The organism is Mitsuaria sp. WAJ17, assembly GCF_014174515.1.
Lineage (GTDB): Bacteria > Pseudomonadota > Gammaproteobacteria > Burkholderiales > Burkholderiaceae_C > Roseateles_B.
This window is the reverse complement of sequence record NZ_JACJUG010000053.1, coordinates 1-13,253: the sequence shown is the minus strand read 5'-3', so window position 1 is coordinate 13,253 and position 13,253 is coordinate 1. Positions and strand designations below refer to the sequence as shown.

At 71.1% G+C, this 13,253-nt stretch carries 12 protein-coding genes; 7 read left to right on the top strand and 5 right to left on the bottom strand.

The features are described 5' to 3' along the window. The 4 genes from H5407_RS22770 to H5407_RS22755 all read left to right on the top strand — a co-directional run. Window positions 1-455 (top strand): MFS transporter (locus tag H5407_RS22770; protein WP_183106791.1); only part of this gene is annotated, 455 nt, incomplete at its 5' end. Beyond that, window positions 452-1,015: a DUF3833 domain-containing protein gene (locus tag H5407_RS22765; protein ID WP_183106790.1), complete on the top strand. Its 564-nt coding sequence runs from the start codon at window positions 452-454 to the stop codon at window positions 1,013-1,015. The genes H5407_RS22770 and H5407_RS22765, both read left to right, overlap by 4 nt. Next, the gene (locus H5407_RS22760) at window positions 1,006-1,794 is read left to right on the top strand and encodes an SDR family oxidoreductase (protein ID WP_183106789.1); all 789 of its coding nucleotides are present in this window, start codon (window positions 1,006-1,008) and stop codon (window positions 1,792-1,794) included. Before H5407_RS22765 ends, H5407_RS22760 begins: the two co-directional genes overlap by 10 nt. A gap of 39 nt (window positions 1,795-1,833) precedes the next feature. Continuing rightward, window positions 1,834-2,283, top strand: a complete 450-nt coding sequence (locus H5407_RS22755) for a nuclear transport factor 2 family protein (protein WP_183106788.1) — start codon at window positions 1,834-1,836, stop codon at window positions 2,281-2,283. 26 nt (window positions 2,284-2,309) lie between these two features. Here H5407_RS22755 and H5407_RS22750 read toward each other — a convergent pair whose 3' ends face one another. From H5407_RS22750 to H5407_RS22735, 4 genes are all read right to left on the bottom strand, one after another. Further along, window positions 2,310-3,266, bottom strand: a complete 957-nt coding sequence (locus tag H5407_RS22750) for a diguanylate cyclase (protein WP_183106787.1) — start codon at window positions 3,264-3,266, stop codon at window positions 2,310-2,312. Then, complete coding sequence (locus H5407_RS22745; protein ID WP_183106786.1) at window positions 3,259-8,112, bottom strand: PAS domain S-box protein; 4,854 nt, start codon at window positions 8,110-8,112, stop codon at window positions 3,259-3,261. Before H5407_RS22745 ends, H5407_RS22750 begins: the two co-directional genes overlap by 8 nt. Window positions 8,113-8,118: 6 nt before the next feature. Continuing rightward, complete coding sequence (locus tag H5407_RS22740; RefSeq protein WP_255501404.1) at window positions 8,119-8,496, bottom strand: response regulator transcription factor; 378 nt, start codon at window positions 8,494-8,496, stop codon at window positions 8,119-8,121. Window positions 8,497-8,616: 120 nt separating this feature from the next. Beyond that, window positions 8,617-9,123, bottom strand: a complete 507-nt coding sequence (locus tag H5407_RS22735) for a cytochrome c (protein ID WP_183106784.1) — start codon at window positions 9,121-9,123, stop codon at window positions 8,617-8,619. A 169-nt stretch (window positions 9,124-9,292) separates the two neighbouring features. Between H5407_RS22735 and H5407_RS22730 the strand changes: the two genes are divergently transcribed. Further along, window positions 9,293-11,848, top strand: coding sequence for a cation-translocating P-type ATPase (locus tag H5407_RS22730; protein ID WP_183106783.1), 2,556 nt, complete (start codon window positions 9,293-9,295; stop codon window positions 11,846-11,848). Between the two features lie 15 nt (window positions 11,849-11,863). Here H5407_RS22730 and H5407_RS22725 read toward each other — a convergent pair whose 3' ends face one another. After that, window positions 11,864-12,454 (bottom strand): lysozyme, encoded by a 591-nt coding sequence (locus H5407_RS22725; RefSeq protein ID WP_183106782.1) that lies wholly within the window; start codon window positions 12,452-12,454, stop codon window positions 11,864-11,866. Window positions 12,455-12,621: 167 nt separating this feature from the next. On the opposite strand from H5407_RS22725, the gene H5407_RS22720 reads away from it, so the two are divergent. Both H5407_RS22720 and H5407_RS22715 read left to right on the top strand, forming a co-directional pair. After that, window positions 12,622-12,870 carry a DUF3297 family protein gene (locus H5407_RS22720; RefSeq protein WP_183106792.1) on the top strand — a complete coding sequence of 83 codons (249 nt, stop codon included), beginning with the start codon at window positions 12,622-12,624 and terminating at the stop codon, window positions 12,868-12,870. 100 nt (window positions 12,871-12,970) lie between these two features. Further along, window positions 12,971-13,253 (top strand): hypothetical protein (locus H5407_RS22715; RefSeq protein ID WP_404935655.1); only part of this gene is annotated, 283 nt, incomplete at its 3' end.

Sequence of the window (13,253 nt, the reverse complement as noted above, 5' to 3'; positions counted from 1 at the left end):
CGGCGCTGGCCGGCCGCGTGGGCCTGGCGCCGGCCTGGCGCAGGGGCATGCTGCTCAGTGTGCTGGGGTTTGCCGCCACGCCCTGGCTGGCCGCGGGCGATGCACCGGCCTTCCTGCTGGTCTGCGTGGCCAGTGGCCTGGCCCTGGGCGCCGACCTGGCGCTGCCCGCGGCCTTGCTGACCGGCCTGATCCACCGCCATCCCGACGGTCCCGGACGCGAAGGCCAGTTCCTCGGCTGGTGGACCTGCGCCAGCAAGCTCAACCTGGCCCTGGCCGCCGGCCTGGCCCTGCCGCTGCTGGCCAGCCTGGGCTATGCGCCGGGCACGCGCGATGCCGCCGCCCTGGACACCCTGGCCTGGGCCTACGCCGGCCTGCCCTGCCTGCTCAAGCTTCTGGCCCTGGCCCTGCTGTGGCGCCTGGAGCGTGCCCATCCCTCCTGGAGTGCCACCACATGAACGTCGCCCGCCGCCTGATTCCCGTCGCCCTGCTGACCCTGGCCGCGGCCCTGAGCGGCTGCGCCGGCCCGCAGGTGCAGGACTATGCCCAGGAGCAGCCGACCCTGGACCTGCGCAGCTATCTGCAGGGCTGCCTGCAGGCGCAGGGCCTGTTCACCGACCGCGCCGGGCGCGTGGTCAAGCGCTTCCATGTGCGCATGGAGGGCCGCTGGCAGGGCGAAGAGGGCACGCTGGACGAGCACTTCATCTACAGCGACGGCAGCACCCAGCGCCGGCTCTGGCGCTTGCGTCACCTGGGCCAGGGGCGCTACAGCGGGCAGGCCGATGACGTCGTCGGCGAAGCCCTCGGCGCGCAGGCCGGCAATGCCTTCCGCTGGCAATACACCCTGGCACTGCCCGTGGACGGCCGGGTCTGGCACGTGGCGCTGGACGACTGGATGTTCCGCATGGATGAGCGCACCGTGCTCAACCGTTCGGTCATGAGCAAGTGGGGCCTGCACCTGGGCGACGTGACCCTGGTGTTCACCAAGGACGAGCCGGGGAGCAGCGCATGCCATTGATGGGCCCCCTCAATCCCCCGCTGCGCGACTGGGCCGGGCAATGGGTCTGGCTGGTGGGCGCCTCCTCCGGCATCGGCCGTGCGCTGGCCGAGGCCCTGCACCGCGAGGGCGCGCGGGTGATCGTGTCCGCGCGCAACGAGCGGGCCCTGCGCGAGTTCGAGGCGCAGCACCCCGGCAGCCATGCCCTGACGCTCAACGTGACGGAGGTGCAGTCCATGCAGCAGGCGGCCGCGCAGGTGATGGCCTGGTCTGGCGGTGCGCTGGGCCTGGTGGTCTACTGCGCCGGCCATTACCGTGCGCAACGCGCGACTGCGCTGGACACCGCCGAGCTGCAGAAACACCTGGATGTCAACTACCGAGGCGCCCTGCACCTGCTGGGCGTGGTGCTGCCGGCCCTGCTGGCGGCGGGCACCGGCCACCTCAGCCTGGTGGGCAGCGTGGCGGGCTACCGCGGCCTGCCCAGGGCCCTGGCCTACGGGCCCACCAAGGCCGCGCTGCACAACCTGGCCGAGATCCTGTATCTGGACCTGCGACCGCGCGGCCTGGGCGTGTCCATCGTCAATCCCGGCTTCGTGGCTACGCCCCTGACGCTGCAGAATGACTTCGACATGCCGGCCCTGATCAGCGCCGAGGAAGCCGCGCAGGAGATGCTGCGCGGCTGGGCGCAGGGCCGCTTCGAGATTCACTTCCCCCGACGCTTCACCCGCTGGATGCGCTGGCTGCGCTTCCTGCCCGATGCCTGCTACTTTGCCGCGGTGCGGCGTGCCGCCGGCCCCTGAGGCCGGGGCTGATGCACCGCCACGTTCACGAGTCTGCCCATGTCTGCCCTGTCCCTGGATCCCCGCACTGCCCGCCTCGTGCAGGCCTACGAGGCCCTGAGTCCCGCGACCCTGCCCGCGCTGATGCTGCTCTATGGCGAGGACGCCACCTTCAAGGACCCCTTCAACGAGGTCCGTGGGCGCGCAGCCATCCGGCACATCTTTGCCCATATGTTCGAGGGGCTCGTCGCGCCGCGCTTCACGGTGCTGCATACCGTCACCGAGGGCGACATGGCCTTCCTGAGCTGGGACTTTGAATTCCGCCGCGAGGCCTTGGGCAAGACCTGGCACATCCACGGCGCGACCTGCCTCCACTACGGAGACCAGGGCCAGGTGCTGGTGCACCGCGACTACTGGGATGCCGCCGAGGAGCTCTACGAGAAGCTGCCCCTTGTCGGCCGCCTGATGCGCTGGCTGCGGGGCCGGCTGGCGACGCCGGCCGCGGGCTGAGCGCCCGGGCCTGGCTCAGGCGCCTGTCAGGTTCCCGAGGGGGCGGCCAGCGGTTCGACCACGGCCTGCGCCCGCCCGCGCGCCTTGCTGAGGTAGAGCTGCTGGTCGGCCTGCTGCATCCAGTCGCCAAGGGTCAGGACTTGCGGTGCCGTGCCGCAGACGCCGCCGATGCTGACGGTCAGCACTACCGCGGCATCGGACTTCGCATGCGGCATCGCCAGCTGGCGCACCGCCGCCTCCAGTGCCTGGGCGACCAGGCGGGCGCCTTCCAGCGCCGTCTCCGCGAGCAGGACGGCGAACTCCTCGCCTCCGTAGCGGAAGGCCAGATCGCCCGGCCGCCGAAGCTGGCTGCGCAGGGCGGTGGCCACAGCGCGCAGGGCGTCGTCGCCGGCCAGGTGGCCGTAGTGATCGTTGTAGCGCTTGAAGAAGTCCACATCGACCAGCAGGAGGGCCAGGCTGCTGCCGTTGCGCTGGGCGCGCTGCAGCTCGGCCTGGGCCCGTGTGTCGAAGAAGCGGCGGTTGTAGAGCCCGGTCAGGCCGTCGATCAAGGCCTGCTGGCGCAGCAGGTCGGTCTGGAACTTGAGGGTCAGGTGGGTCTTGACCCGGCTGCGCATCACCGAGGGCCGAAAGGGCTTGGTGACGAAGTCCACGGCACCGCACTCCAGGCCGCGCTCCTCGGTGGCCTCGTCCTGGTCGGCGGTCAGAAAGATCACCGGGATGTCGGCCAGGGCCGGATCGGCCTTGATGCTGCGGCAGACTTCGAAGCCGTCCATGCCCGGCATCATCAGGTCCAGCAGGATGAGGTCGGGCGGCTGGCGGGCGCAGAGGGCCAGGGCCTGCTCGCCGCTGGTGGCCATCAGCACCTGGCAGTCGGCTGCGAAGACCTGGTGCAGGGCCTGGATGTTCGGCGGAAGGTCGTCCACCAGCAGCAGGCGCGGCTTGCGGTCCTGGGGCAGCTTGAAGTCGAAGGGGCGCTCAGTCATGGGGCAGGGCGTCCAGCATCTGCTGGCAGCTGCGGTCAGCGGCCACGAAGTCCAAGAGTGCCATGGATTGGTCCAGGGTGTCGAAGGGGTCGGCCAGTTCGGGCCGCGACTCGCACAGGGGCCGCAGCTGCTCCATCTGGTCGAACGCGGCCATATCGGATTCGGCCAGGCGCGCGCGCAGGGCGGCCAGGGCCTCGCGCAAGGGCCGGGGATCGAAGGCGGCCTGCTCCGCGTCCACAGGCGCGGGCTTGGGCTGCAGGGCCTGCGCCAAGGGCAGCAGATCCCGGGCCAGCGAGGCCGCATGCAGCAGGGCCTGGACTTCGGCCGGCGCCGCCGCCTCGCCCTTCTTGTAGACCTGTTCGCAGCGGCTCGCGAGGTCCGCCAGGCGGCGGGCGCCGACGGTGGCGGCCAGGCCGCGCAGACCGTGGAGCAGGGCGGCGGCCTCGGTCCATTGGCTGGCGTCCAGCAGGGGCTGCAGGCGGGCTTCCAGGGCTGCGGCGTCCTCCACGAAGCCCCGGCAGATGCGCAGGTAGCGATCCGGCCTGCCCATCAGCCGTGCGAGGCCGTCGGCCAGGTCCAGCCCCAGCGCCATGCCCTGGGCCTGCAGCGCCGGCGGGACCGGTGCCCTGCCCGGCGCGGCCGCCTCGGTGGGGGCCCCCGTGGACTGCGTGCGCCCCAGGCGGCGGTTGATCACGGCTACCAGCTCGTCGATCTCGAAGGGCTTGCCCACGTGGCCGTCCATGCCCGCGACACGCGCGGCCTCGCGATCGCCCTCCATGGTGTTGGCCGTCATGGCTATGACGGGCAGGGCGGCCAGGCGGGCGTCGGCGCGGATGGCGCGCGTGGCGGTGTAGCCGTCCATCTCGGGCATCTGCACGTCCATCAGGACGAGGTCGAAGGCTCCGTCCTCGGCCAGGCGCTGCAGGGCCAGGGCGCCATTGCCGGCCACCTCGATGGTGGCGCCCTCGTCCTCCAGCAGCTCGCGCGCCACCTGCTGGTTGATGCGGTTGTCCTCGACCACCAGCAGGCGCAGGCCCTGCAGGCGCAGGGTGCCGCCCGCCGGCGTGCTGGCCACGGGCGCGGGGAGGGAGGCGGGGTCGGCTTCGGGCAGGGCCAGGCTGAAGAAGAACTCGCTGCCCTGTCCCGGCGTGCTGTGCAGCTGCAGCTGGCCGCCCATCAGCTGCACCAGGCGCTGGCTGATGGACAGGCCCAGGCCGGTGCCGCCGAAGCGGCGCGTGGTCGAGGCCTCGGCCTGGGTGAAGCCCTCGAAGATCTTCTGCTGGTGGGCGGGGTCGATGCCGATGCCGGTGTCGCTGACACGGAACTGCAGGCGCACGCTGCCCGGCGGGTCCTCTGCCAACGGCGGCTCGCGCCGAAGGCTCACCCGCACCTGGCCCTCGGTCGTGAACTTGATCGCATTGCCGCCCAGGTTGATCAGCACCTGCTGCAGGCGCAGGCTGTCGCCCAGCAGGGCCGGCGGCAGGGATGGGTCCAGCTCGAAATGCAGGGCAAGAGGACGGTGCCGCACGTTGCCAGTGAGGATGACCCTCAGGTCGTCCAGCAGGATCTGGGGCGAGAAGGGGTGCCTGTCCACCTGCATCTTGCCGGCCTCGATCTTGGAGAAGTCCAGGATGTCGTTGAGCAGCCCCAGCAGCGAGCGCCCCGCGCGCTCGGTCTTGCTGACGTAGTCGCGCTGGCGCTCGTCCAGCGGCGTGCGCTGCAGCAGCTGCAGCAGGCCCAGCACCGCGTTCATGGGCGTGCGGATCTCGTGGCTCATATTGGCCAGGAACTGGCCCATGGCGGCGCTGGCGGCCTCGGCGGCGGCGGTGGCCTCGCGCAGCTCGTCCTCAGTCTGCTTCAGGCGGCTGATGTCGAAGCCCACGCCCAGGTAGCCGAAAAGCTCGCCGTCGGGCGTGCGCATCTCGGTGACCACGCGCAGGGCCGGGAAGCTGCTGCCATCCTTGCGCACGTAATGGCATTCCACCTCGCGGCCCAGCTGGGAGGGATGCACGAGAGCGGCGAAACCGCTGAGCGGCTCGCCCACCTGCGCTGAGACCTCGCGACCATAGGCCTCCAGCTCCACGGGATCGAACAGGGCGCTGGCACGGGCCTTGCCGATCATCTCGGCCGCACTGTAGCCGGTCATCATCTCGGCGCCCTTGTTGAAGACATTGACGACGCGCTGGCGGTTGGAGCCCATGATGGCGACCTTGCTCGAGGCGTCCATCACGGCCTTCTGCAGCATCATGGCCTTGGCCAGCTCCTGGGCGGCGTGGCGCTGCTGGGTCACGTCGATGTAGGTGGTGACGAAGCCGCCGCCCGGCATGGGGGCGCCGCGGATGTCCAGCACCGTGCCGTCGGGCCGTGTGCGCTCGAACTGGTGCAGGGTCGGCTGGCGGGCCCGCTCGATGATGGCGTTCACCGTGGCGTCCAGGTCCTGGCTCTCGCCGTATTCGCCGCGCTGGGCATTGAAGCGGATGATCTCCTCGAACTGGACCGGCTCGCCGCGCAGCTCGGCCTCGAAGAGCTGGGGCGGGAAGCCCAGCAGATCGCGGAAGAGCTGGTTGTCGGCGACCAGGTGCAGTTGCGCATCGAACACGCTGAGGCCGCAGGGCAGGTTTTCCAGCACGCTGCGCAGCACGTCGTGGTTGCGGCGCAGGGAATCCTCCAGCCGGCGCCGCTCGGTGATGTCCTGCAAGGTGCCGACGATGCGCACCACGCGCGAGCCCTCGAACTCAGGTTGGGCCACCGAGCGCACCCAGATACTCCGCCCCTGGGCGGTGATGAGGCGCAGCTCCAGATCCTGGGGCGAGCCCTCGGTCACCAATGCATGGGTGGCTGCGGCGATCCGCTCGCGGGTATCGGCATCGAAGAAGCGCAGGGCCTCCTCCAGGCTGGGCTGGGGCGATGCAGGGTCCAGGTCATGGAGCCTGAACATCTGGACGCTCCAGTGCAGGCGCTGTGATCCCAGCTCGACCTGCCAGGCACCCACGCCGGCAATTCGGCCCGCCCGCTCCAGGACGGCCTCGCTGTTGCGCAGGTCCTGTTCGATCTGTTTGCGAACGCTGATGTCAAGGTGCGTGCCGGCGACCCGCAACGGTTGCCCTTGCGCATCGCGCGCGGTGACCTTGCCGCGCGTCAGCACCCAGACCCAATGCCCATCCCGATGGCGCAGGCGCATCTCGGCTTCGTACTGCGCAGTCGCCCCCCGTAGATGCTCCTTGAGGATGTGCGCGGCCCGTTGCAGGTCCTCCGGGTGGGCCAGGCGCTCCCAGGTCTTCTTGGTGATGGGTTCCAGGTCGGCCAGGGTGTAGCCCAGCATCTGGGCCCACTCCTCATTGAAGCGCACGGTGTCCTGCCTCAGGCCCCATTCCCAGGTGCCGGCGCCGGTGCCGTCGATGATGCTTTGCAGGCGCTGCTGCTCGCGCGCCAGCTGTTCGGCGGCGGCCTTGCGCTCGGTGATGTCCAGGGCGATCTCGATGAAGCCGGTCAGCGCGCCGTCCTCGTCTCGCACGGGCTGCAGCTCGGTGTCCACCCAGTTGAGGCGGCCGTCCTTGCGGCGGTTGAGGATTTCCACGCGGCAGCCCTTGCCCTCGCGCGCGGCCTCCGCCAGGGTGTGCAGGGTTTCCGGCGCGGCCTGGCCACTGCTGAGCACCTCGGCCGGCGTGCGGCCCAGGACCTCCTCGGCGCTGTAGCCGGTGATGCGGGTGAAGCCTTCGTTGACCCAGTTGATGCGCAGCTGTACGTCCGTGGCGATCACGGCATTGGAAGTGCCGCGGGCGACCAGGGCCAGGCGCTGCAGGTCGGCGGTCATGGCATGGGCAAGGGCCTCGGCGCGCAGGCGGGCGGAGGCCAGCAGCCAGGTCGCAAAGGCGAGGGCAGCGCTGAGCAGGGCGCCCCCGACGGCGACGCCCAGCCAGCCCAGGCTCACCGAGGACTGCTCGAAGAGCGGTGTGCTGAGGCTCTGCACGCTGAGCTGGCGCTGGGCGACGGTGAGGGTGCGCCAGGTCCTGAAGGCGGCGTCCTGCTCGTGCAGCCCGGGATCGGACCGGTGGATCAGCTGCGCAGCGTCTGCGTGCTCGCCGGCATAGAGGGTCACGGCCAACTGGCCGTCGGTGACGTAGCCCAGCTGCTCGAACATCTCGTGAGCGACCAGGGGGGCGAAGAGCACGCCCATCAGGGCCCGGCGCCGCTGCTCGATGGTCAATGGGTCGCTGCCTGGGCGGTAGAAGGGCACCAGCAGCAAGAAGCCAACGGACTGCGAGGCATCCTGGCGCAGCGTCAGGCGATCGCTGATGACGGGATGGCCGGTGTCAATGGCCTGCTCCATCGCCTGCCGGCGTATGGCGTCTCCGGCCAGGTCCAGCCCCAGGGCAGGTCGGTTGGCGGCCAGGGGTTCGATGTACTTGATCAGGTAATGGGGACCGCCTGGCGCCAGGCTCTGCACGTCATAGTCGGGCTGGCCTTCGCGCCGACGGGCGTCGATGTAGGACTCCAGCGCCTCATGCGGCACCCGCTCGATCAAGCCGAAGCCCCGGATGCCAGGAAACTCCTGCGCCAGGTGTCGCGAGTCCACATAGGTCCGGAATTCGGGCAGGGTGACGTGGCCCGTGGCCTCGAACAGCCCGCGAGCGCCGTGCATGCCATAGACCGGCAGCTGCAGGCGCCGCGCCACCTCGCGCTCCACTCTCTCGGCCAGTCGCTCGAAGCGCGCCTGGGCGCCACGGGTCTCGCGCTGCTTGATCCAGATGCCCGAGCTGGTTGCGATGACCAGCCCCAGCAGCAGCACCGAGGCCGCCAGCCAGTCCGGACGGCGCAGCAGCCAGCGCGATGCGAATCGCGGCATAGGGGGTCAGGTCTTGCTCAGCAGAGCCTGGACCTGCCGGTCGAGCTCGACCGGACTGAAGGGCTTGGAAAGGTAGGCGTCGGCGCCGGCGTCCATGGCCGCCAGCCGGTCCTTGGGATCGGCATTGGCCGAGAGGATGAGCACGCGAAGCGTGGCAAGCTCGGCATCGGCGCGGAACTGCCTGCACAGGGCGAGGCCGTCGGTCTCCCCGGGCAGCACCACGTCCAGGATCACGAGGTCGGGATGCAGGGCGCGGGCCAGTTGCAGGGCGCCTGCGGCATTGGCGGCCTCGTGCAGTGTGAATCCATTGTCCGTGAGCCCCCAACGGACCAGCCGGCGGGTCTCCGCCTGGTCGTCTACGATCAGGATGCGCTTGGCTGGCATGTGTCCTCCCTTGGAGTCGGCCGGCTGCGATGACTGCAGCATAGCCGCTGCAGGCGGCGATACAGGGCGCGCCCGGCTGCCTGTCACGGCGCCGCAACGCTTGCGGCGATGAGGCGCGCCTCAGGGTGTCGGGCGTCCCGGTCCTTGCGAGCCGTCCGCGCGGGCGGCCAGGTAGGCGTAGAGATCGGCGATATGGGCCGTCACCACTGGCTCGCCCTGCCAGGCGGGCATGGTCAGCGCGCCCTGGCGGCCCTGCAGCACCGCGTCGATCTGGGCCTCGCGGCCGGGCGCGTCGGCGCCAGCGGGCAGGGCCCAGTCATAACGGCTCAGCACCAGGGCCATGAAGCGGCGGGCGCCCATGTCGCGCACCCGCAGGCTGAGGTCTGGCGCCTGGGCGGTGCCACTGGCGTCGGGGCCGTGGCAGCGCGCGCACTTGTCCTGGAAAACCCGCCAGCCGGTATAGACGGTGCCCGCTGGCTGGTTCTGGCGCGCCAGGGCCTCGGCAGGCAGGCGGTTCTGCACGATGACGCCACAGCCGGCCAACACCAGCGCCATCGACAGGCCCAAGGCCGTCCAGAGGCGCTGGCACGAGGTGGCCGGGCGAGGCGATGGGGTCAGGTCTTGCATGGAGGCTCTCCCGAAGGCGGCTGCAGGATGGATGTGATCCAGCATGCCACGCCGCCCTGGCCTTGCCTTGAGCCATGTCAAGCGCCCGCCTCGCGTCACACGCGCTCGCGCCGGATTGCCCTAGAGTCGGACGACCGCCTGCCGCCCGACGCCCTCCGCGTAACCGTCCATGCCGCCTTCCCCCGCCTCTCCTGACTCCCAGGGGCTCAGCGAAGCCGAGGCCCGCGAGCGCCTGGCCCGCTTCGGGCCCAACGTTCTGGACGACCGCGAGCAGCAGGGCCTGTGGCAGACCCTGCGCAGCGTGGCCACCGAGCCCATGTTCCTGCTCCTGCTGCTGGCGGCGGCCATCTACCTGCTGCTGGGGGACCTGGGCGAGGGCTTGCTGCTGAGCTTTTTCGCCCTGCTGACGGTGGCCCTGGTGGTGCTCCAGGAGCGCCGGAGCGCCCATGCCCTGGACGCCCTGCGCTCCCTGGCCCAGCCCCAGGTCCGCCTGCTGCGCGACGGGCGCTGGCAACGGCGCGCCGCCGGCGAGCTGGTGCCGGGCGACCTTGTTGCCGTGGGCGAGGGCGATCGCGTGTCGGCCGATGGCCGTCTGCTGGAGGGCCGCGCCGTGACGGCCGACGAGTCCCTGCTGACCGGCGAATCGGTGCCCGTACGCAAGAGGCCCTGGCAGGCCGAAGATGCGGGCGATGCGGCCCTGCCCCCTGGTGGCGACGACAGCCCCTGGCTCCATGCCGGCACGCTGCTGGTGGGCGGCCATGGCCTGCTGGAGGTGATCGCCACGGGGCGTCGGACGCAGCTCGGCCGCATCGGCGCCTCCCTGGCCCGCATTGACACCAGCAGCACGCCCTTGCAGCTGCAGTTGCGCAGGGTGGTGCAGGTCTTTGGCGGCGCGGCCCTGGGCGCCAGCCTGCTGCTCGTGTTGTGGCATGGCTGGCGCGAGGGCGATTGGCTGCAGGGCCTGCTGTCGGGCATTGCCATCGGCATGGCCCTGCTGCCCGAAGAGTTTCCGATGGCGCTGACCGTGTTCCTGGCTTTGGGGGCCAGGCGACTGGCGCGCCTCCAGGTGCTGGCACGGCGTCCGGCGGTGATCGAGGCCCTGGGCTCGGCCACCTTGCTGTGCGTGGACAAGACCGGCACGCTGACCGAGAACCGCATGAGCCTGCGCCGCCTGTGCACGCCCGAGCTGGACCTCCCCCTGCCGGCGCCGGTCGACCCCGGGGCTCTGCCAGAGGCCGTCCATCGTCTGCTGGAGTTCGGCATGCTGGCCTCGCGCCGCGGCGGCGCCGATCCCATGGACCAGGCCGTGCTCCTGCGCGGCGACGCTGGCCTGGCCGGCTCCGAGCACCTGCATCCGGACTGGACGCTGCTGCATGAATACCCGCTGAGCCCCGCGCTGCTGGCCTTCTCGCAGGTCTGGACCGCGCCCGATGGCCAACGCTGGATCGCAGCCAAGGGCGCGCCCGAGGCGGTGGCCGACCTCTGCCATCTGGACGAGGCGCGCTGGGCCGCGCTGCGTGTGCAGGTGCTGGCCATGGCCGAGGCGGGTCTGCGCGTGCTGGCCGTGGCTGCCGGGCCTGTGGGCGATGGCGAGATGCCGCCTCAGGCGCATGACCACGGCTTCGAATGGCAAGGACTGCTGGGCTTCGAGGATCCGCTGCGCGCCAGCGTGCCCGAGGCCGTCGCGCAGGCGCGCGCCGCGGGCGTGGGCGTGGCCATGATCACCGGCGACCATGCCGCCACGGCCCTGGCCATCGCGCATCAGGCCGGCATCGAGGTGCAGGCCGGCGCGCTGACCGGCGAGCAGATCGCGGCGCTGGACGACGCCGCGCTGGACCAGGCCCTGCGCCGGGTGCGGGTCTTCGCGCGCGTCATGCCGGAGCAGAAGCTGCGCCTGGTCCAGGCCTTCCAGCGCCTGGGTGAGACCGTGGCCATGACGGGCGATGGCGTCAATGATGCGCCGGCCCTCAAGGCCGCGCATGTGGGCATCGCCATGGGCCAGCGCGGCACCGACGTTGCCCGCGAGGCCGCGGGCCTGGTGCTGCTGGATGAGGACTTTGGCCGCATCGTGGGTGGCATCCGCATGGGACGGCGCATCTTTGACAACCTGCGCCGCGTGATGGCCTACATCGTTGCCATCCACGTGCCCATCGCGGGTCTGGCCCTGCTGCCGGTGCTGCTGGGCCTGCCGCCCCTGATGCTGCCGGCGCATGTGGTGCTCACGGAGATGGTGATCGACCCCATCTGTTCCCTGGCCTTCGAAGGGGCGCCCGAGCACCCACGCCTGATGCAGCGGCCGCCGCGGCGCCGCGACGAAGGTCTGGTGGCGCCGCGCCTGCTGGTGACGGCGCTGCTGCAGGGAACCGTCCTGCTGGCGGCGGCCTTGGGGCTCTACGCCTGGGACCTTGGCGCCGGCCGTTCGACGGATCAGGCCCGCACTGTCGCCATGCTGGCGCTGACCCTGGGCAATCTGGGCCTGGTGGGCCTGAACCTCAGCCTGGGCCTGGGCTGGCGCTCCCTGCTCGGACCGTCGGCCCGAACCTTCTGGGCGGTGAGCGCGGCGGCCCTGCTGGTGCTGGGCCTGGCCTTGTGGCTGCCGGCCCTGCGCCAGCTCCTGCACCTGGCCCTGCTGCCCTGGGGCGATGCGCTGGTGCTGCTGGCGGTGACGGGCGCCGCCCTGCTCGCGACGAGCGCTCTCACGGTCCGGCTGCAGGGGAGGGGGTGAGGTCGCGGCGCGGGGTCAGAACGGCGGCCAGTCGGAGAGGTCGTCGATCTCGCGCCAGGCCCGCACGCAGGCATTGGTGGCGTCCATACCGCCGAAGATGGCGGCCTCGGCCCAGCGGCGGCGCAGCAGGCCCAGCACGGGGCGGCCCTCCTGCATGATCCATTTGCGCATCTCGGCGGGCACCTCGGACTTGCGGTTGGCGTTCAGTCGCAGCAGCATCGTGGACTTGGCCAGGTTGCCCACGCCCAGGTTGTAAACCCAGGAGATCACGGCAGCCGCCTCGCAGGTGCGCAGCGGGACCTGCACCCGCTGCTGGACGTCGCGGGCGGCGCTGGCCATGTCCCGGCGCAGGAGCTGTTCGGCCTCGGCCTCGGTGATGGCCGGCGTCTGCGGCGTGACGCGGTGGCCCTGGGCATCAACGATGGTGCCGTAGCCTATGGTCCAGGTGCCGCCCGGCTGGGCGCCGTTGTCGTCGTAGGGATGGGCGAAGAAGCCCTCGATGCGCTTGACCACCGCAGTGGCGGCGGCCGGGACGGTGCCGTCCCAGGGCGGGGACGCTGCGACCGATGCTGCGGGTGCGGCAAGGGCGGACTTCTTGCTGGCCATGTCGATTCCTGTCTGTCGATGGCAGCAAGGTAGCGTCAAATGCCGGCGGCCGCCACCCCGGGCTAGGGATGACGGCGGGGGCGTTCGGCAGCGCCGCGGCCTGGGCAAAGGCCGGCCCGGCCGGACGTTGGACAATAGCGCCTTTGACCACTTCCCCTGACCTCATCATGAGCGCTGCCGAGAACGCCCCCGCCCTGCCCGACCACCTGTCCGTTGATCCCTCCAGCCCGCATTTCGTGGCTGCCGTGTTCGAGCATGACGTCGGCATCAAGTTCAATGGCAAGGAGCGCTTCGACGTCGAGGAGTACTGCCTCAGCGAAGGCTGGGTGAAGGTGCCGGCCGGCAAGACCGTGGATCGCCGCGGCCGTCCGGTGCTGATCAAGCTGAAGGGCCAGGTCGAGGCCTTCTACCGCTGAGCCCGACCGCCCGGGCGCAATCCGCCCGAGGCCCTGGGGTTTGCCTGGGGCCCGATGGACGCGCCGCGCGAGCGACGGCACACTGCGCAGCAAGCCGGGCATGCCGCCGAAGTCCGGGTCCCTGCCCATCTCCGTGTCCTTTTCTCTTTCCGCCCCCGCCTCGTTGATGCCGCCTGTGGCTCGCCGGCCGCGCCCGCAGCTCAAGGACGAGCAACTCAAGCGCAGCTTGCTGCTGGCAGGCCTGCTGCATGTCTGGCTGGCTGTGCTGGTCGGTACCGCGCCGGGTGACGCGCGCCAGGACGAGCAGGCCGGCGGCGGCCGGCTGACCGTGCGGCTGCAGGGCGCCGCCACGGCCAAGTCCGGCGGCACGCCCGACAGCCAGG